The organism is Amphritea atlantica (genome assembly GCF_900111095.1).
GTDB classification, from domain to species: domain Bacteria; phylum Pseudomonadota; class Gammaproteobacteria; order Pseudomonadales; family Balneatricaceae; genus Amphritea; species Amphritea atlantica.
In genome coordinates this window covers 24894-43397 of record NZ_FOGB01000018.1, presented here as the reverse complement: position 1 = coordinate 43397, position 18504 = coordinate 24894, and the positions used below count along the sequence as shown (strand labels likewise).

Here is an 18504-nt window from a genome sequence, read left to right as displayed (position 1 = left end):
GAAAGCAAAACTGCTGGAGTTGTAACTTAATGACACAGGATTTTCTGACCACGCCGGCGAAAATTTTAATTACCGGAGCGGATGGACAGATTGGCTATTTTTTAAATCAGGCAACCCAGAATGATCCGTTCTTTTCTGTGGTGGCCTTCACCGATGCGAAACTGGACATCAGCAATCGTCAACAGGTGCAGAAACGGCTGGATGAGCATCTGCCGGACTATGTGATCAATACCACCGGGTTTAATGCGGTTGACCAGGCTGAAGCTCAGTCTGAGCGCTGCTATGCGCTGAACCGGGACGCAGTAGAGAATCTGGCGATGGCCTGTGGCGAGTTATCTATTCCGCTGATCCATCTCTCCTCAGACTATGTTTTTGATGGGCACTACGAGAGTGGTTATAAAGAGGATGACCAGGCACGCCCCCTGGGGCTCTATGGTGACAGTAAATGGGAGGGTGAAGAGGTGTTGCGCGCCACGCTGCCGCGCCATCTGATTCTCCGGGTCAGTTGGGTATTCAGCACTATTGGCGATAATTTTATGCGCCGGGCGCTGCTTCAGGCGCGCCAGGAAGAGGAGATCGTTGCCGCGGATGACCGCCGGGGCTGCCCGACTTCCGCCAGCGATATTGCCCGGGTGATCGTTGCGATACTGAAACAGCTGCATAATGGTGCCGAAAACTGGGGTACCTATCACTACTGCTGTGCAGAGATCACCACCCGATACGGTTTTACGGAAGCGGTGCTGGCCGCTGCCGGCCAGTATGAAAAACTGAAAGTCGAGAAGCTGATTCCTATCAGCTCTTCCGAGCTGGGCAGTGATGCTGAACGCCCGGCCTCCTCTGTACTGGTCTGTACCAAGCTGCTGAATCACTTTGGTATCCGCCAGTTGCCCTGGCGCAGTCAACTGGTGGCGATGATTCGTGAGCAGTATCAGAATGAAGAGATTAACGATATCACCGCATAGCCGATCTCAGGGAAACGCAGCGTGGTGCAGTGCTACCCAGACGATATAGGCTGCACAGGTCAGCGCCAGAACAAATGCCAGTGTGCGGATTCCTTTAGTTTTCCCTCGTTTCAGGGCGATTGTGCCCAGCACTATATAAGCGATCAGTGCGATCAGCTTTGCTGTCAGCCAGCTATGGGTAAAGGGATACTGGCTGATGGTAATGGTGAGGGCGATGGCGCTTATCAGCAACAGGGTGTCGATAATATGTGGTGTAATTCTGACCCAGCGTTGTTGCAGCTTTTCCGGTGTTGAAAGCATCCAGTACCCGCGCAGGGTGAAAAAAAGTATGCTCAGAGCGGCAAAGGTGATGTGGGTGTGCTTAAGTGCCATGTACATTGCTTGAAAACTCGCCTAACAATTGATTGAATAACTGACTAAAATAATCAGGTATATTCTTACCTAAATACGCAAGAGATACTACCCAGGTATGCAGATAAATCAGAACAGCAGAGCCACTCAACTGGTCGACCGGTTTGGCCGGAAAGTTGAATATATCCGTCTGTCGGTCACCGACCGGTGTGATTTCCGCTGTGTTTACTGCATGGCTGAGGAGATGCAGTTTCTACCCCGCAGCGAGGTTTTATCGCTGGAAGAGCTGTATCTGGTGGCCCGGGCTTTTGTCGAACTAGGGGTGAATAAGATCCGTCTTACCGGTGGTGAGCCGCTGGTACGGCGGGGGATCCTGACGCTGGTGGAACAGCTGGGTCAGCTACCGGCTGAGTTACTGATCACCACTAATGGTTCACAGTTATCTGGTATGGCTGCTGATCTCAAGCGGCTGGGAGTGGATCGGCTGAACATTAGTCTGGATAGTTTGCAGCCGGATAAATTTAAACGCTTAACCCGCACCGGGCGGCTTGAACAGGTATTAGCGGGGATTGATGCGGCGATAGCTGCAGGGTTTAAGCGGATTAAACTCAATGCGGTGGTGCTGAAAGGGCGTAATGATGATGAGGTACTGGATCTGATCGCGTTTGCCCGTCACAAAGGTGTGGATATTACCTTTATCGAAGAGATGCCGCTGGGGGCGATCACCGAACATGATCGTGCCGAGATGTATTGCTCCAGTGATGAGTTGCTGGAGATGATCTCGGCTGAGTATGCACTGATCGACAGTGATGAGAAAACCGGCGGGCCTTCCCGCTATTACCGTATGGCCGATAGCGACAGCCGGGTAGGTTTTATCTCCCCTCACAGCCACAACTTCTGTAGTGAGTGTAACCGGGTGCGGATGACCGTGGAGGGGCGACTGCTGCTCTGTCTGGGCAATGAACACTCTATGGATCTGCGCCGGGTGGTCCGGGAGCATCCCAACGATATTGAGGTGCTGAAACAGCACCTGATACAGGCAATGGAGCTGAAACCCGAGCAGCACCATTTTGATCTGGCTGATGAAACACCACAGATTGTCAGGTTTATGAATATGACCGGAGGCTGAGCTGGATCGATTAATTTAAAGAATTGGTAAAGTGCGCTGAAATTATTCCTATCTCCCTGTAAAATACCCGCCTTAATATTCGCAGTGCCTCAGGAGGCAGAATGGCAGCCAGCTCTATCAATGATCCATTTCAGAATATCCGCCCCTACCATGATAGCGAGGTAAGTGATGTTCTGAACCGGCTGATCCATGACGATGAACTTATCTCAGTATTGACCCGATATCAGTTTCCCCAGATGGCATCTCTGTTTGGCTGGTTGCTGAAACCCGCAGTACGTATATATCTGGCGCAGAAAACCGGAGAGATCGAAAGCATTCAGGACTTCCAGTTGCTGATTGCCGGCTATATGACCAAGATGATTGGACGTACCACTAGCCGTCTTTCCTGCAGCGGTATTGAAAATCTTGAACAGGATGAGGCCTACCTGTTTGTGTCAAACCACCGGGATATAGCGATGGACCCGGCATTTGTTAACTGGGCTTTGTATCAGAACGGCTTTGATACACTGCGTATCGCTATTGGTGATAACCTGCTGCGCAAGCCCTATGTGTCTGATCTGATGCGTCTGAATAAGAGTTTTATTGTCAACCGTTCGGCGAAAGGGCGGGAGGTGCTCACCGCTTTAGGTCAGTTGTCCGCTTATATTGACCATTCGTTGGTGCAGGATGAGGCGAGTGTCTGGATTGCGCAGCGGGAAGGGCGGGCTAAGGATGGTAACGATTTTACCGACCCCGCTATCCTGAAAATGTTCTATATGGCGCACCGCAAACAGCGTAGCTTTGCAGAGTTTCTTGAGCGGGTAAAAATCGTGCCTGTTTCAATCTCCTATGAGTATGACCCCTGTGACCGGGCCAAGGCGCAGGAGCTGGACTGCAAGTCCCAGGGGGGGGAATATCAGAAAGCTCAGTTTGAGGATATCGACAGTATTGTTACCGGGATTACCGGCAACAAGGGTCATGTGCACGTTGCGTTTGGCGACGTAATCACCGCTAAGAATACCCCCGAAGAGCTGGCAGCGGAGATCGACCGGCAGATTATTGACAACTATTATCTGCATCCCTCCAATTTATTGGCAGCGGGAGTCGATCAGGACAGCATCAGCGATGAGCAGAAAACGCTGTTTACAGCCCGTACCGAGGGACTATCCGAGTCTGCGGCAAAAATTTTGCGACAGATGTATGCCAATCCGGTATTGAATAAACAGAAACCGCAGGAGGTTGCATGAGCCGTCTGACGCACCTGGATGAGAAAGGGCATGCGAATATGGTTGATGTGTCGGATAAGGCCGTCACCACCCGCGAAGCGACAGCTCAGGCTGTGGTTAAGATGCTGCCCGAAACGCTGCATATGATTACGGCGGGTGAGCATAAAAAAGGTGATGTGCTGGCGGTGGCCCGAATCGCCGGTATTCAGGCGGCCAAACGCTGTTCTGATCTGATCCCTTTGTGTCATCCGCTGATGCTGAGTAAGGTCTCTGTTGAGCTGACGCCTCAGCCGGAGTCAGATGCGGTGCTGATTCTGGCGACCTGTAAACTGGCAGGCCAGACCGGGGTTGAGATGGAAGCGCTGACCGCTGCATCGGTTGCCGCCCTGACTATCTATGATATGTGCAAAGCGGTGGATAAAGGGATGGTTATCTCTGAGGTAAAACTGTTAGAGAAACGTGGCGGGAAAAGTGGCCACTGGCAGGTGAACCCTTGAAACCTGTTGTAAACATTGATGAAAGTGCCCAAAAGGAAGATCAGGCGATGATGCGAAAACCCTCACTGTTTTTATACCTGCGGGCGACGCTCTTTTATATTGTTTTTTATCCGGTCACCCTGGTGTTTGCCGCGTTCTGTCTGCTGGTGGGCTGGGCGTTACCTTTTCGTCCCCGTTTTAAGCTCTTCACGCTGATGAACTACTTCACCATGTTATGGCTCTATCTCACCTGTGGCGTCAGATACCGGGTTGAGGGGCGGGAAAACCTGCCTTCAGGGAGTGAAGGGGCCTATGTGGTGGTTGCTAACCACTCCAGTGAATGGGAGACATTTTTTTTGCAGACCCTGATTCGTCCGCAGAGTGCGGTGTTGAAGCAGGAGCTGTTAAAAATTCCTTTTTTTGGCTGGGCTCTGGGGATGTTAAAGCCGATTGCGCTGGACCGTAGTAAACGTCGGGGGGCTTTAAAACAGTTGCTGACTCAGGGTAAAGAGCGTCTCGAAGAGGGGATTAACGTCGTTATCTTTCCTCAGGGGACCCGGGTCGAAACCGGCAAGCTGGGTAAGTTCAATAAAGGCGGTGCGATGCTGGCGGCCAGTGCTCAGGTGCCGGTTGTGCCGTTAGCGCATAATGCCGGGCTCTTCTGGCCGGGCAAAAGTTATATCAAATATCCGGGGACAATTACGGTTCGGGTGGGCACTCCTGTGCCGGTGGCGGATCGTTCCGTTGATGAGATTCACGCTGACTCAATCGGCTGGCTGGAAGCGCAGATGCGAGACCTGAAGGTGGTCGATGAAGAGTCTGTTTAACAGACAGGAATAAATAAAAAACCCGCCGGAAGGCGGGTTTTTTTATCGGCTAAAATACTCAGCCGGTGTATTTCTGGAACACCAGAGTCGAGTTGGTACCGCCGAAACCGAAGCTGTTAGACATCACCCGTTGCAGATCAACATTGTCACGACGTTCGGTGACAACCGGCAGGCCTTCTGCTGCAGGATCAAGCTCCTCAATATTGGCTGATGCACAGATGAAACTGTTTTCCATCATCAGCAGGCTGTAGATCGCTTCCTGAACACCGGTAGCGCCCAGAGAATGACCGGTCAGTGACTTGGTAGAGCTGACAGGTGGCATCTGATCACCGAAGGTCTCTTTCATCGCCTTCAGCTCCTGAATATCACCCGCGGGTGTAGAGGTGCCGTGGGAGTTGATGTAATCGATGCTGCCATCAACGGTGCTCATCGCTTGCTGCATACAGCGCACAGCGCCTTCACCAGATGGGGCAACCATGTCATAGCCATCGGAAGTGGCACCATAGCCGACCAGTTCGCCATAGATCTTGGCGCCACGGGCTTTGGCGTGTTCCAGCTCTTCCAGAACCAGCATGCCGCCACCGCCAGCGATAACAAAACCATCACGGTTGGCATCATAGGCACGGGACGCTTTCTCCGGAGTGTCGTTATATTTGCTGGACAAAGCGCCCATGGCATCAAACATCACACTCAGGGACCAGTGCAGCTCTTCACCGCCACCCGCGAAAACAATATCCTGCTTGTTCAGCTGGATCTGTTCCATCGCATTACCGATACAGTGGGCGCTGGTAGCACAGGCAGACGTAATGGAGTAGTTAACACCCTTAATCTTGAAAGGGGTTGCCAGACAGGCCGAAACGGTAGATCCCATGGTGCGGGTTACCCGGTAAGGTCCAACGCGGCGAACGCCCTTAGTACGCAGAATATCTGCCGTTTCAACGATATCAGCAGAGGATGCGCCGCCGGAACCTGCCACCAGGCCGGTGCGCACGTTAGATACCATATCTTCGCTCAGGTTAGCGTCTTTGATCGCCTGCTCCATAGACAGATACGCATAAGCTGCAGCATCACCCATGAAACGCACCAGTTTGCGGTCTATCAGGTCTGTGTAATCCAGATCAATACTGCCAGCTACCTGGCTGCGAAACCCCATCTCTTTATACTCTTCCTGAAATTTGATGCCGGAACGGCCCTCTTTCAGTGAGTCCAGGACGGCTTCTTTATCAGTACCCAGGCAAGATACGATACCCATTCCGGTAACAACGACACGTCTCATAGGATGCCTCTTTTATTCAGTAAAAACATTGTAAGTATAGATCTACAGCAGAGCTAAAGCCTGCATTCAGGCTTATAAGATTAGAAGCTATCGGTAGATACGAACAGGCCTACACGCAGATCTTTCGCAGTGTATATCTCGCGGCCATCGACTGAAACGGAGCCATCAGCGATACCCATCACCAGTTTACGTTCAATAACCCGTGACAGATCGATACGGTAGGTCACTTTTTTTGCTGTTGGCAGAATCTGGCCTGTGAACTTCACTTCACCACAACCCAGTGCACGACCGCGACCTTTATTGCCACGCCAGCCCAGGAAGAAGCCAACGATCTGCCACATAGCGTCCAGGCCTAAGCAACCAGGCATTACCGGATCAGTTGGAAAGTGACAGTCGAAGAACCACAGGTCAGGATGGATATCCAGCTCCGCTTCGATATAGCCTTTGCCATATTTTCCACCTTCGCCGGTGATCATAGTGACGCGGTCCATCATTAACATGTTGCCGACGGGCAGTCGTGCATTGCCCTCGCCGAACATTTCGCCATGACCGCACTGAAGAAGTTCTTCTCGATTGAATGAGGAAGGTTTTGTCATTTGAGCTGTATATCCACTTTTTTTTAGCCAAAATATCGGGGGATTATACCGGGTTAGTGGTCTGGGATCACGACCTGTATCACCAAAAACGGAAAATTCGGCCAGATTAGGTCGTTTTTGAGGGCTTTAAAGAAAATGCACAGCGAATTTTGGCACGAACGTTGGCGTAGCGGCCGTATCGGTTTTCATCAGTCGCAGGTTAACCCCCTGCTCAAACACTGCTGGTCTGAATTACAGGCTGATGGTGCGGGACGAGTCCTTGTGCCGCTGTGCGGTAAAAGCATCGATATGCTCTGGCTGCGGGAGCAGGGGCATGAGGTGACCGGTGTCGAGCTGAACGAACTGGCCTGTCAGGCGTTCTGGGATGAGCAAGAAGTGCCCGTAACGGTGCAGCAGACAGGTGATTTTAGTCTGCGAGAGAAAGATGGGTTGCGCTTGCTGTGTGGTGATTTTTTTACCTTGCCCGCCGCAGAGTTTAAGACAATCAATTGGGTCTATGATCGCGCCGCGCTGGTGGCATTCCCCGAACCGATGCGTAAACGCTATGCCCAGACGCTGACTGAGCAGCTTCCCGCAGGCGTCGGCATGTTGCTGATAACCCTTGAATTCGATGATGCTGAAGGCCCGCCCTTTTCCGTAACCGAGGAGGAGGTTCAGGCACTTTATGGTGATCGCTTTAGTATTGAAAAGCTTACGGCGCAGACGGGGATGGGGCGGAGCGGACGTGCAGAGGTGGAGTCGGTTTATATCATGAGGGATAGGAGATAGGGGCTAGATCGTCACAAAAAACGTGACTAGCTAGACGCTTCGCTTGCTAGAAAAATCAAACTCAAAGCAGCTATCAGGCCGCTTTGAGTTATAAGAGCAAATCAGCCGTGCCCACTTACTATGCACGTTATCATTAGAGCTTGTTAAGAAGGTTTTTTCTGACAACTAGTAAGTCACGTTTTTTGTGACGTTCTAGCTAGACGCTTCGCTTGATAGAAAAATCAAACTCAAAGCAGTTATCAGGCTGCTTGTAAGTTATAAGAATAAAGAGCGACCATCCTCACTTACTATCCACGTTCTTATCAAAGCCCATTAAGAAGGTTTTTTCTAACAACTAGCCAGTCGCGCCTTTTGCGACGATCTAGCCACTGCTCTTAACTGCTCCGCTTAACTGCGAGGTCTGCCAGTTGAATCATGGTCTGTTTGAATGAGCTGTCCGGCAAGACATCCAGTGCTTTAATCGCTTTATCCGCCTCGCCGTAAGCGATATCACGGGCGTAATCGATTGAGCCGGTAGCATGGACGATCTCCATGATCGGTTGCAGGTCGTCGAGTCCGCCTTTGCGGATCGCCTGGCGGATCAGTGCGCGCTGCTCGTCGTTGCCTTCGCGCATGGCGTGGATCAGTGGCAGGGTTGCTTTGCCCTCGGCCAGATCATCACCGACATTTTTGCCCATCTCTTCAGCGCTGCTGAGATAGTCCATCACATCATCAATGATCTGAAAGGCGATACCGATATGGCGGCCATAGAGGCGCAGTGCCTCCTGTTGCTCTTGTTCTGCGTCCGCCAGAATGGCACCGGTCTCGGTAGCCGCTTCAAACAGCATTGCGGTTTTCCCCAGAATAACCTGCATATATGAGGCTTCGGTGGTGTCTGGGTTGCGGGCGTTCAGTAGTTGCATCACTTCGCCTTCGGCGATAATCGTGGTGGCGTTGGAAATCACTTTCATGATCTCCATCTTGTTGATCTCAACCATGATCTGAAAAGCACGGGAGTAGAGGAAGTCACCCACCAGAACGCTGGGGGCGTTGCCCCACTTGGCATTGGCGGTATCATTGCCACGCCGCAGCTCTGAGTTATCAACGACGTCGTCGTGTAGCAGGGTAGCGGTGTGGATAAACTCAATCACTGCCGCCAGTTGAACATGATGCTCGCCTTTATAACCGGCGGCATTGGCTGCCAGTAGTACCAGTAGCGGTCTGATCCGTTTGCCGCCGCTCTCTACAATGTAATGTCCGATCTTCTCAACCAGCGGTACACCTGAGTGTAAGTGGTTGATAATATAATTGTTTACCGCTTCGAATTGCGGCTCAATAACTGGATTTAACTGATGTGGCAGCATGGGGACTGATACTAGACTCTGAAATTTGTATGGGCGCATGCTAGGGGGTGCTTATCCGGGTGTCAAGAAAGTCAGGTTATTATCTATATTTATACTTGAGTCGTTTGTTATGTTTCTATATAATCTCGCGCCCTAACCCATCCAAATTCGCTCCCTACCATATGGTTATTAATATCCATTAGAAGTAGGCGTCTTATTTAGTAGCAGGGCGGGTTTTAAACTGGAGATTAAAATGTACGCAGTAATTGTGAGCGGTGGTAAGCAATACCGAGTTCAGGAAGGCCACACGCTGAAGCTGGAAAAGCTGGCTGTAGAAGCTGGTTCAAATGTTGAATTTGACCGTGTTTTGCTGGTAGCTAACGGTGATGATGTTAAGATCGGTGCGCCGGTTGTTGAAGGTGCTAAGGTGACAGCTGAGGTTGTTAGCCACGGTCGCGCTAAGAAAGTTCATATCATGAAGTTCAAGCGTCGTAAGCACCACATGAAGCAGATGGGTCACCGTCAGCACTTCACCGAAGTAAAAATCACTGGCATTAATGCCTAAGACTGTTTGAGAGGAGAGTGACAAATGGCTCATAAGAAGGCGGCAGGTAGTACCCGTAACGGTCGTGATTCCGAGTCGAAACGCTTAGGTGTTAAGCGTTTCGGTGGTCAGGTTGTAACAGCAGGTAACATTCTGATTCGTCAGCGCGGTACTAAGTTCCACGCTGGTGAAAACGTAGGTATGGGTAAAGACCATACTCTGTTTGCAACTGCAGACGGCGTTGTTAAGTTTGTTGTTAAAGGCCCGCAAAAGCGTAAATACATTACTGTAGAAACCGCTTAATAAGGCTTTTATGCTAAAAAAAGCTCCGCGGTTGCGGGGCTTTTTTTGTTTTTAGTGGCTGATTGAGCTAGTTGTTGAAAAGGTCTTCGATACGGGTCTTATCAACAGCCAGTTTGTTGGCAGGTGGTGTGCACAGATTACCAGTATAGCTGGGGGTGTAGAATGAAGTTTGTAGATGAAGCGACGGTCACAATAGAGGCGGGTAAGGGCGGCAACGGCTGCATGAGCTTTCGCCGGGAAAAGTTTATCGCTAAGGGTGGCCCTGATGGGGGTGACGGTGGTGATGGCGGGTCGGTTTTTGTGGAAGCGGACGAGTCGCTGAATACACTTATAGATTATCGCTTTCAGCCCCGTTATAGCGCTCAGAATGGTAAGGGCGGGCAGAGTAGAAACTGTACCGGTGCCAAGGGTGACGACCTGATTATGAAGGTGCCGGTAGGCACCACCGTGGTGGATATCGATACCGATGAGGTGTTGGCAGATCTGACTAAGGTAGGTCAGGTTGAGAAGATTGCTCAGGGTGGCTTTCATGGCCTGGGTAATACCCGCTTTAAGAGTAGTGTCAACCGGGCACCGCGTCAGACAACCAGCGGCAGTCTGGGTGAGACCCGTAACGTCAAGCTGGAGCTGAAAGTGTTGGCGGATGTTGGCTTGCTGGGGTTGCCGAACGCGGGTAAATCGACCTTTATCCGTTCGGTCTCTGCGGCGACCCCTAAAGTTGCTGACTACCCCTTCACAACCCTGGTGCCAAATCTGGGGGTGGTGAGTACTGAGAAGCATAAGAGCTTTGTAATTGCCGATATTCCCGGCATTATCGAGGGTGCTGCAGAGGGGGCCGGACTGGGGATTCAGTTTCTGAAGCATCTGGCACGTAACCGTATTTTGCTACATCTTGTTGATATGGCGCCCTGGGATGGTGTGGCGCCAGCTGATTCTGCTCAGGTGATTGTCAGAGAGTTGGAAAAGTTTAGTCCGACTCTGGCGGCACAGCCCCGCTGGCTGGTATTGAATAAGCTGGATATGGTGCCGGAAGCTGAGCAGGAAGAGCGCTGTCAGGCGGTGGTTGATGCCTTGGGCTGGGATGGTCCTGTCTATCGTATATCGGCGATCAACAAGATGGGGACTCAGCAGCTGGTACGGGATATCCAGGTGTTTCTTGATCAGTTGGCGGTGCAGTTGGCGGAAGATTCAGAATTGGCTGAAGCTGAGCTTCAGGTGCGCCGGTCTATCGACCGCGAAGGTCGTGAGCGGATCGAGCAGATGCGTGCTGAGATCCGTGCTAAGCGTCGTGGCGATGATGATTTTGATGACTTTGACGATGATGATTACGATGTTGAAGTCGAATATGTGAAAAATTAATACCTGCTCAGGTTGTCCTGGCTGAGGCTGGAACCCAGGATGGGGCGGGTCTTTCAAGAGAGTGAAGTCAGTGAGTCAAGCGCGTAATAGGCTAAAAACCTCCCGGCGATGGGTGGTGAAAATTGGTAGTGCGTTACTTACAAATGATGGTGAGGGGCTTGATCTGGCGGCGATTGGTCGCTGGGTTGATCAGTTGGCTCAGCTGCGGCGTGAGGGAGTTGAGATCGTGCTGGTCTCCTCTGGTTCTATTGCGGAGGGTATAGTTCGTCTGGGCTGGAAAAACCGTCCCCATGAAGTCTACAAGTTGCAGGCTGCAGCGGCGGTGGGGCAGATGGGGCTGGTGCAGGCCTATGAGGCCAATTTTAAGCGGCATAACACTCTGACGGCTCAAATTCTGCTCACCCATGAAGATCATTCCAATCGTAAGCGTTATCTTAATGCTCAGGCGACTTTGAAGACGCTGCTGTCGGTGGGTGTGGTGCCGGTGGTGAATGAGAACGATACGGTGGTCACTAAAGAGATTCGCTTCGGTGATAACGACACACTGGGTGCCTTGGTGGCAAACCTGGTCGAGGCTGATGCGTTGATTTTACTCACCGATCAGCGCGGTTTGTATACCGCAGATCCCCGGAGTAATCCTGATGCGACATTGATCTCTGAAGCGATGGCGGGTGATAGTACGCTTGATGCTATGGCTGGTACGGGTGGTCGGCTGGGTCAGGGGGGGATGGCGACTAAAGTGCGGGCTGCCAGGCTGGCAGCGCGTTCGGGTGCTGTCACTGTGATTGCCAGTGGTCGTGAGGATGATGTTTTACTGAAGTTGCGGCAGGCGGATCATCTGGGAACGGTGCTGGTGCCTGAGCAATCGCCGATGGCAGCCCGTAAGCAGTGGATTGCAGGGCATTTGCAGGCACGGGGTACGCTGACTCTGGATGCGGGGGCAGTGACCGCTCTGGTTGATCGGGGTAAGAGTCTGCTGCCGGCGGGAGTGCGTGCAGTGACCGGTTCATTCTCCCGTGGTGAGATGGTGGTGATATCGGATGAGCATGGTCGGGTAATTGGCCGGGGCTTGGTGAATTATGGCGTTGAAGATGCGCAGAAGATTATCGGTCACCCCAGCTCATATATTGAGACAGTGCTTGGTTTTGTCGGGGAGCAGGAGTTGGTGCACCGGGATAATCTGGTGCTGGCATGAGTCTGGTCTCATCGATGTAAGAAGCAAAAAGTAAGAAACAAAAAAACCGGCCATGGCCGGTTTTTTTATCGCTACTTACGTCTTAAAGGCTTACGCCTCAAATCGAATCTCTGGGAGATTAGGCAGCCAGTTTCTTGATAGAGGCATTCAGGCGGCTCTTCTTGCGGGCAACCTGGTTCTTGTTGAAAATGCCTTTAGTTACAGCGCTGTCCATTAATGGCTGAGCGGTAACGAATGCTGCAGATGCAGCTGCGTGGTCGCCAGATTCGATAGCTGCCACTACTTTTTTAACGTAAGTGCGAACCATGGAACGCAGACTCGCGTTATTTTGACGGCGCTTCTCGGCTTGGCGAGCGCGTTTACGGGATCCTGCGGAATTTGCCACAATCCGACTCCTCTAAACTAGGTAAAAGTTAATCGATGTAAGTTAATCGATATTGTGATGCCCCGGCGTTCATTTATAACTACTGAGCATCGAAAATTAAGACGCGAGATTATTCATGTTTGCCCGGCAAGTGTCAATAGCTAAGTGTGAATAAATCGGTGGCGATTGTCCGGGTGCTGTAGCGGAGGGTCCAGGGCGGGGCTATATTTACGAAAGGTTTACGCAAGCATTTTGCCCACTTAATCGGTATTATCTGCACCATCGACTTGGCTGGCAGGAAAGCACCTCTTGAGCAATACAGAAACATCGCCGCAAGGCTCTCAACCCGATACCCCTGGCCCTCATAGCCCAGAGCCGCCAGACGCAGCTCCCAAAGCCCGCGGCTTGCTGCGTTCCAGTGCGCTGGTCGGGTTGATGACTATGCTTTCACGGGTTATGGGGCTGATCCGGGATGTCGTGGTGGCGAATTATTTTGGCGCTGGCAGTAGTGCTGATGCCTTTTTTGTTGCCTTTAAAATTCCTAATTTTCTTCGCCGTCTGTTTGCTGAAGGAGCGTTTTCTCAGGCGTTTGTGCCGGTATTGTCGGAATATCGTAGCCTTAAAGATCTGGCTGCGGTCAAGCATCTGGTTGACCGGGTAGCCGGTAGTCTGGGGCTGGTGCTGATTGTGGTGACCCTGTTGGGGGTTTTGGGCGCGCCGGTATTGGCGGCGATCTTTGCGCCGGGTTTCTATATGAACGATCCGCTACGCTACGGGCTGGCGGTCGATATGCTGCGTTTCACCTTCCCGTATCTGCTGCTGATATCCCTGACCGCTCTGGCGGGCAGTATTCTGAATAGTTATGAGCGTTTTGCTGTACCCGCTTTTACTCCGGTGCTGCTGAATCTCTCGCTGATCGGTGCGGCCATCTGGATGCAGCCACTGTTTCAACAGCCGGTGATGGCGCTGGCGATTGGAGTGTTGATTGCAGGTTCTGCGCAGTTATTGTTTCAGCTGCCGTTTCTCTGGCGGATTCAGTTGTTGCCTGCGCCAACCCTGGGGTTCAGGGATGAGGGGGTCAGGCGGATTCTTAAATTGATGATTCCGGCACTGTTTGGGGTATCGGTCAGTCAGATCAACCTGCTATTGGATACGTTGCTGGCTTCTTTTCTGCAGACCGGCAGCGTTTCCTGGCTTTATTATTCTGATCGTCTGGCGGAGCTGCCGTTGGGGGTGTTTGGCATCGCCATTGCGACCGTTATTCTGCCCAGTCTGTCACGCAGGCATGCGGAGAAAAGTACTGAGCATTTTTCCCGCACTCTGGATTGGGCGATGCGGATGGTGCTGCTGATCGGGCTGCCCGCCGCGATGGCGTTGCTGGTGCTGGCTGAGCCATTGATTGCAACCCTGTTTCACTATGGTGAGATGGCTGACCGGGATGTGACCATGGCGGCGATGAGTCTGCGCGCCTACGCCTGTGGTCTGCTGGCGTTTATGTTGATCAAGGTGCTGGCCCCTGGCTATTTTTCTCGTCAGGATACCAAAACCCCGGTAAAGATCGGTATTGTTGCTATGGTGGTGAATATGGTGCTCAATCTGATACTGATCTGGCCTCTGGCCCATGCCGGGCTGGCTTTAGCGACCACGCTTTCGGCATTTCTGAATGCCGGACTGTTGTTGCGGGGGTTGCTGAAAGAGGGAGTGTTTACCTGGCAGTCAGGCTGGTTTAAGTGGTTGCTGCAGGTTGGTGTGGCCAATCTGGCGATGATCGGTTTTCTGCTACTGCTTGCGGGAAGTGCTGAGCAATGGCTGCGGTTTGATATGTGGCAGCGGGTCTCGCATATGGCGGTATTGGTGGGCGGAGGTGCGACTGTGTATCTGTTGGTTCTGCTGATAACAGGGATGCGACTGCGGCATCTGCGCCATTAATCGGCCAGTATTGGTGCTGACGGATGGCGGATATTGCTCTAACTGAGGTATAATTTCGCGCTTATTTTTATTTGCTGATGAGATTGAGGTGATATGGAGCTGATTCGGGGTCTGCATAATCTGCGTGACAAGCATAAAGGTTGTGTTGCAACGATCGGCAATTTTGATGGCGTGCATCTGGGGCATCAGCAGGTGTTAGCCCAGGTGCTGCGCAAAGGGCGGGAACTTGGGCTGCCGGCCGTGGTGATTATTTTTGAACCTCAGCCAAGAGAGTTCTTTTCCGGTAGTCAGGCCCCCCCCCGGTTGACCCGTTTTGATGAAAAGGTACGATTGCTTAAAGCCAATGGCGTGGACCGGGTGCTTTGTCTGACCTTTAACGAACGTCTGCGCACCATGAGTGCAGATCAATTTGTCGATGAGCTGTTGCTGAAGGGACTGGCAGTCAGGCATTTTGTCGTTGGTGATGATTTCCGTTTTGGTTGTGATCGCAGTGGTGACTACAACATGCTGCGTCAGAGCGGTGAGCGTTATGGTTTCAGTGTGGTGAATACTGAAACCTTTGATGTGGATGGTGAACGGGTCAGCAGTACCCGGATCAGGACTGCGCTGCAGAATAATGATCTGGTACTGGCGCAGCGACTGCTGGGCCGCCCCTACCGGGTGACTGGACGGGTGATGCATGGTCAGAAGCTTGGGCGTACCATCGGTGTTCCCACGGCAAATGTGCGGATGCATCGGTTTCACTGCCCGCTCAACGGTGTCTATGCCGTGACAGTGACGGGTAAAAATCTGACTGCAGAAGGGATTGCTAATGTTGGAATGCGCCCGACCGTCAATGGCAAACAGCCAGTGCTGGAAGCACATCTGTTCGATCTGGACAGCGATCTTTATGGTCAGCTGCTGAGTGTCGAATTTAAAGCCTTTATTCGCCCTGAAAAGAAGTTTGAAGGGCTGGAAAAACTGAAGCAACAGATAGATAACGATATTAAACAGGTCAGAAACTATTTTCTGACAGGTGCCTTGTAAGCAGGGCCAAAATTAGACGATCCAGAAGCGATACGACAATGACCGATTATAAACCGACCCTGAACTTACCGAATACTAAGTTCCCGATGCGCGGCAATCTGGCTCAGAAAGAGCCTCAGATGCTGAAACAGTGGCAGAAGATGGATCTGTATCAGAAGATTCGTGAAGTCAGCGCAGGTCGTGAAAAGTTTATTCTGCATGATGGCCCTCCCTATGCTAATGGCGATATCCATATCGGTCATGCAGTGAATAAGATTCTCAAGGATATCATTGTTAAATCCCGCACCCTGGCTGGCTTCGATGCCCCCTATGTACCGGGCTGGGACTGCCACGGTCTGCCGATTGAGCACAATGTTGAGAAAAAGATCGGTAAAGCAGGCGTTAAAGTATCTTACGGCGATTTTCGTAAAAAATGTCGTGAGTATGCGGCCCGTCAGGTGGAGGGTCAGAAGAAAGACTTTATCCGTCTCGGGGTGTTGGGTGACTGGGATAACCCCTACCTGACCATGAACTTCGAAACCGAAGCCAACATTATCCGTGCGCTGGGTAAGATCGCAGAAAACGGCCACCTGGTGAAAGGCTATAAGCCGGTTTACTGGAGCGTGGTAGGTAGTTCTGCCCTGGCGGAAGCGGAAGTTGAGTATCAGGATAAGACCTCTCTGGCGATCGATGTGCGTTTTGCGCCGGTTGATCAGGAGGCGTTTCTGAGCTGTTTTGACGATCTTTCCGGTGAGGGCGAAGCGTCGGTTGTTATCTGGACCACGACTCCCTGGACACTGCCTGCTAACCAGGCGGTATCACTGAATGCTGAGCTCGATTATGTGCTGGTGCAGGTGGGTGGTGAACGACTGTTGATTGTCGAGGCGCTGGTTGAAGATGCGCTGCAGCGTTACGGTGTGGAAGAGTACAAAATTGTTGGTCACTGTAAGGGCGAAGCGCTGGAGCATCAGCAACTGCATCATCCGTTTTATGATAAGCAGGTGCCGGTTATTCTCGGCGATCACGTGACCGTTGAAGCGGGTACCGGTGCGGTGCATACGGCTCCTGATCACGGTGTGGAAGACTTCAGCGTGGGCCGCGCTTACGGTATCGGTACCCTGAATCTGGTAGGGCCTGATGGTGTTTATACAGAAAATGCCGGTGAGTTTGCCGGACAGCATGTATACAAAGTCGAGGGTGCGATCGTCGCGGCACTGGAAGCAAACGATCGTCTGATTCTGAAGAAACAGTTCAGCCATAGTTATCCACACTGTTGGCGTACCAAAACGCCATTGATCTACCGTGCTACGCCGCAATGGTTTATCAGCATGGAAGAGAAAGGGCTGAAAAAAGACGCTCTGGCTGCGATCAAAGGGGTTGAATGGTTCCCTGGCTGGGGCCAGAACCGCATCGAGTCGATGGTTGAACAGAGTCCTGACTGGTGTGTGTCCCGTCAGCGTACCTGGGGTGTGCCAATCGCGCTGTTTGTGAATAAAACCACTTCAGAACTGCACCCTGAAACCCCTCGCCTGATCGAAGATGTGGCGCTGAGAGTAGAGCAAACCGGTATCGATGCCTGGTTTGATCTGGATGCAGCAGAGTTGCTGGGTGATGAGGCGGATCAGTATGAAAAAGTACTGGATACTCTGGATGTGTGGTTTGATTCCGGTGTGACCCACTACTCTGTGCTGGACCGCACCGACGGCCTGCAGTTCCCGGCGGATATGTATCTGGAAGGTTCGGATCAGCACCGTGGCTGGTTCCAGTCATCCCTGAAAACCAGTATCGCCATCAAAGGCTGTGCGCCGTATAAGCAGGTGCTGACCCATGGCTTTACGGTGGATGGTGATGGTCGCAAGATGTCTAAATCAGTGGGCAATGTGGTTGCGCCCCAGGATGTGATGAACAAGTACGGCGCTGATATTCTGCGCCTGTGGGTTGCTTCCACCGATTTCAGCTCAGAGATGACTGTGTCTGATGAGATTCTGAAACGGACAGCAGATGCGTATCGTCGGATCCGCAATACTGCCCGCTTCCTGTTAGCCAACCTGGAAGGGTTTAATCCGCAAACCGATATGGTGGCGCCGGCTGATATGGTGGCGCTGGATCGTTGGGCGGTTGATCGCGCTGCGCGTCTGCAGGACGAGCTGGTGGGACACTATGATCAGTACCAGATGCTTCAGGTGTATCAGAAGGTGTCGCACTTCTGCTCGCTGGATCTGGGTGGTTTCTATCTGGATATTATCAAAGACCGTCAGTATACCGCTAAGGCTGATTCGGTTGCCCGTCGTTCCTGCCAGACCGCGTTGTATCATATTGCCGAGGCGATGGTGCGCTGGATTGCGCCGATTCTTAGTTTTACCGCCGATGAGATCTGGAATGAGTTGCCGGGTGAACGCGCTGAGTCAGTACAGTTGGTGACCTGGTATACCGAACTGGCCCTGCTTGAAGAAGATGCTGAATTAGGGCGTGAGTTTTGGTCGATAGTAAAAGAAGCTAAAATTGCAGTAAATGCAGAGCTGGAATGGTTGCGAAGGGATAAAGTAATTGGTTCAGGTTTGGATGCTGAAATAACCATTTATTGCGATGAGCGCACTAAGGCATGTTTGGAGCAGTTAGGTGATGAGTTGCGTTTTGTAATGCTTACTTCTGCTGCATCTATTGATGACTTCAAGAATGCTCCCAATGAAGCAAAAGTTGTAGGAGCATCTTCTGAAATGGAGACGCCTGCAAGTATTCAAGTTGTTGTTACTCCTTCTGAATATGCTAAATGTGGTCGTTGCTGGCATCACCGCGAAGATGTGGGTAACCATCCCGAACATCCAGAGCTGTGTGACCGCTGTGTTGAAAACGTTGCGGGTGCCGGTGAACAGCGCAGTTTTGCGTAAGGTTA

General features: G+C 51.8%; 18 protein-coding genes. 13 read left to right on the top strand and 5 right to left on the bottom strand.

The genetic code is table 11. The annotated features are described in order from the left end of the window. Positions 1 to 29: 29 nt before the first annotated feature. Positions 30 to 962 carry a dTDP-4-dehydrorhamnose reductase gene (gene rfbD / locus BMY09_RS19995; RefSeq protein ID WP_091361799.1) on the top strand — a complete coding sequence of 311 codons (933 nt, stop codon included), beginning with the start codon at positions 30 to 32 and terminating at the stop codon, positions 960 to 962. Between the two features lie 6 nt (positions 963 to 968). On the opposite strand, the gene BMY09_RS19990 is transcribed toward rfbD, so the two are convergent. Beyond that, positions 969 to 1334: a SirB2 family protein gene (locus BMY09_RS19990; protein WP_245756638.1), complete on the bottom strand. Its 366-nt coding sequence runs from the start codon at positions 1332 to 1334 to the stop codon at positions 969 to 971. A gap of 97 nt (positions 1335 to 1431) precedes the next feature. On the opposite strand from BMY09_RS19990, the gene moaA reads away from it, so the two are divergent. The 4 genes from moaA (at position 1432) to BMY09_RS19970 (ending at position 4950) form a co-directional block, all read left to right on the top strand. Beyond that, positions 1432 to 2442, top strand: coding sequence for a GTP 3',8-cyclase MoaA (gene moaA / locus BMY09_RS19985; RefSeq protein ID WP_091361796.1), 1011 nt, complete (start codon positions 1432 to 1434; stop codon positions 2440 to 2442). Positions 2443 to 2543: 101 nt separating this feature from the next. Continuing rightward, complete coding sequence (locus BMY09_RS19980) at positions 2544 to 3668, top strand: 1-acyl-sn-glycerol-3-phosphate acyltransferase (protein ID WP_091361795.1); 1125 nt, start codon at positions 2544 to 2546, stop codon at positions 3666 to 3668. After that, a complete protein-coding gene (gene moaC / locus BMY09_RS19975; protein WP_091361793.1) occupies positions 3665 to 4144 on the top strand; it encodes a cyclic pyranopterin monophosphate synthase MoaC in 480 nt (159 codons plus the stop codon). Before BMY09_RS19980 ends, moaC begins: the two co-directional genes overlap by 4 nt. After that, positions 4141 to 4950 (top strand): lysophospholipid acyltransferase family protein, encoded by an 810-nt coding sequence (locus tag BMY09_RS19970; protein WP_091361791.1) that lies wholly within the window; start codon positions 4141 to 4143, stop codon positions 4948 to 4950. The genes moaC and BMY09_RS19970 overlap by 4 nt, the downstream gene beginning before the upstream one ends. 58 nt (positions 4951 to 5008) lie before the next feature. Here the strand turns inward: BMY09_RS19970 and fabB are convergent, their stop codons facing one another. Both fabB and fabA read right to left on the bottom strand, forming a co-directional pair. Continuing rightward, a complete protein-coding gene (gene fabB / locus BMY09_RS19965) occupies positions 5009 to 6226 on the bottom strand; it encodes a beta-ketoacyl-ACP synthase I (RefSeq protein ID WP_091361789.1) in 1218 nt (405 codons plus the stop codon). A gap of 80 nt (positions 6227 to 6306) precedes the next feature. Continuing rightward, a complete protein-coding gene (gene fabA / locus BMY09_RS19960; RefSeq protein ID WP_091361787.1) occupies positions 6307 to 6822 on the bottom strand; it encodes a bifunctional 3-hydroxydecanoyl-ACP dehydratase/trans-2-decenoyl-ACP isomerase in 516 nt (171 codons plus the stop codon). 135 nt (positions 6823 to 6957) lie between these two features. Between fabA and BMY09_RS19955 the strand changes: the two genes are divergently transcribed. Continuing rightward, positions 6958 to 7590 carry a thiopurine S-methyltransferase gene (locus BMY09_RS19955; RefSeq protein ID WP_091361785.1) on the top strand — a complete coding sequence of 211 codons (633 nt, stop codon included), beginning with the start codon at positions 6958 to 6960 and terminating at the stop codon, positions 7588 to 7590. Between the two features lie 374 nt (positions 7591 to 7964). On the opposite strand, the gene ispB is transcribed toward BMY09_RS19955, so the two are convergent. After that, a complete protein-coding gene (gene ispB / locus BMY09_RS19950; protein WP_091361783.1) occupies positions 7965 to 8933 on the bottom strand; it encodes an octaprenyl diphosphate synthase in 969 nt (322 codons plus the stop codon). 232 nt (positions 8934 to 9165) lie between these two features. Between ispB and rplU the strand changes: the two genes are divergently transcribed. The 4 genes from rplU to proB all read left to right on the top strand — a co-directional run bounded on the left by rplU (position 9166) and on the right by proB (position 12313). Then, positions 9166 to 9477: a 50S ribosomal protein L21 gene (gene rplU / locus BMY09_RS19945; RefSeq protein ID WP_091361781.1), complete on the top strand. Its 312-nt coding sequence runs from the start codon at positions 9166 to 9168 to the stop codon at positions 9475 to 9477. Positions 9478 to 9501: 24 nt separating this feature from the next. Then, positions 9502 to 9759 (top strand): 50S ribosomal protein L27, encoded by a 258-nt coding sequence (gene rpmA, locus BMY09_RS19940; RefSeq protein WP_091361779.1) that lies wholly within the window; start codon positions 9502 to 9504, stop codon positions 9757 to 9759. 162 nt (positions 9760 to 9921) lie between these two features. Then, positions 9922 to 11118, top strand: coding sequence for an Obg family GTPase CgtA (gene cgtA, locus BMY09_RS19935; protein ID WP_091361777.1), 1197 nt, complete (start codon positions 9922 to 9924; stop codon positions 11116 to 11118). 70 nt (positions 11119 to 11188) lie between these two features. Next, positions 11189 to 12313: a glutamate 5-kinase gene (gene proB / locus BMY09_RS19930; RefSeq protein ID WP_091361775.1), complete on the top strand. Its 1125-nt coding sequence runs from the start codon at positions 11189 to 11191 to the stop codon at positions 12311 to 12313. Positions 12314 to 12431: 118 nt separating this feature from the next. On the opposite strand, the gene rpsT is transcribed toward proB, so the two are convergent. Continuing rightward, positions 12432 to 12698 carry a 30S ribosomal protein S20 gene (rpsT, locus tag BMY09_RS19925; RefSeq protein ID WP_091361774.1) on the bottom strand — a complete coding sequence of 89 codons (267 nt, stop codon included), beginning with the start codon at positions 12696 to 12698 and terminating at the stop codon, positions 12432 to 12434. Positions 12699 to 13112: 414 nt separating this feature from the next. On the opposite strand from rpsT, the gene murJ reads away from it, so the two are divergent. From murJ to ileS, 3 genes are all read left to right on the top strand, one after another. Beyond that, positions 13113 to 14606, top strand: coding sequence for a murein biosynthesis integral membrane protein MurJ (murJ, locus tag BMY09_RS19920; protein ID WP_245756642.1), 1494 nt, complete (start codon positions 13113 to 13115; stop codon positions 14604 to 14606). A 93-nt stretch (positions 14607 to 14699) separates the two neighbouring features. Then, complete coding sequence (gene ribF / locus BMY09_RS19915; RefSeq protein ID WP_091361772.1) at positions 14700 to 15632, top strand: bifunctional riboflavin kinase/FAD synthetase; 933 nt, start codon at positions 14700 to 14702, stop codon at positions 15630 to 15632. A 38-nt stretch (positions 15633 to 15670) separates the two neighbouring features. Then, a complete protein-coding gene (gene ileS, locus BMY09_RS19910; protein ID WP_091361771.1) occupies positions 15671 to 18499 on the top strand; it encodes an isoleucine--tRNA ligase in 2829 nt (942 codons plus the stop codon). Positions 18500 to 18504 lie beyond the last annotated feature (5 nt).

What these genes read in the sequence shown, in the direction of transcription:
- rfbD (WP_091361799.1), top strand. Translation starts at nt 30, where the DNA reads ATGACACAGGATTTTCTGACCACGCCGGCGAAAATTTTAATTACCGGA.
- BMY09_RS19990 (WP_245756638.1), bottom strand. Translation starts at nt 1,334, where the DNA reads ATGGCACTTAAGCACACCCACATCACCTTTGCCGCTCTGAGCATACTT.
- moaA (WP_091361796.1), top strand. Translation starts at nt 1,432, where the DNA reads ATGCAGATAAATCAGAACAGCAGAGCCACTCAACTGGTCGACCGGTTT.
- BMY09_RS19980 (WP_091361795.1), top strand. Translation starts at nt 2,544, where the DNA reads ATGGCAGCCAGCTCTATCAATGATCCATTTCAGAATATCCGCCCCTAC.
- moaC (WP_091361793.1), top strand. Translation starts at nt 3,665, where the DNA reads ATGAGCCGTCTGACGCACCTGGATGAGAAAGGGCATGCGAATATGGTT.
- fabB (WP_091361789.1), bottom strand. Translation starts at nt 6,226, where the DNA reads ATGAGACGTGTCGTTGTTACCGGAATGGGTATCGTATCTTGCCTGGGT.
- fabA (WP_091361787.1), bottom strand. Translation starts at nt 6,822, where the DNA reads ATGACAAAACCTTCCTCATTCAATCGAGAAGAACTTCTTCAGTGCGGT.
- BMY09_RS19955 (WP_091361785.1), top strand. Translation starts at nt 6,958, where the DNA reads ATGCACAGCGAATTTTGGCACGAACGTTGGCGTAGCGGCCGTATCGGT.
- ispB (WP_091361783.1), bottom strand. Translation starts at nt 8,933, where the DNA reads ATGCTGCCACATCAGTTAAATCCAGTTATTGAGCCGCAATTCGAAGCG.
- rplU (WP_091361781.1), top strand. Translation starts at nt 9,166, where the DNA reads ATGTACGCAGTAATTGTGAGCGGTGGTAAGCAATACCGAGTTCAGGAA.
- rpmA (WP_091361779.1), top strand. Translation starts at nt 9,502, where the DNA reads ATGGCTCATAAGAAGGCGGCAGGTAGTACCCGTAACGGTCGTGATTCC.
- cgtA (WP_091361777.1), top strand. Translation starts at nt 9,922, where the DNA reads ATGAAGTTTGTAGATGAAGCGACGGTCACAATAGAGGCGGGTAAGGGC.
- murJ (WP_245756642.1), top strand. Translation starts at nt 13,113, where the DNA reads ATGACTATGCTTTCACGGGTTATGGGGCTGATCCGGGATGTCGTGGTG.
- ribF (WP_091361772.1), top strand. Translation starts at nt 14,700, where the DNA reads ATGGAGCTGATTCGGGGTCTGCATAATCTGCGTGACAAGCATAAAGGT.
- ileS (WP_091361771.1), top strand. Translation starts at nt 15,671, where the DNA reads ATGACCGATTATAAACCGACCCTGAACTTACCGAATACTAAGTTCCCG.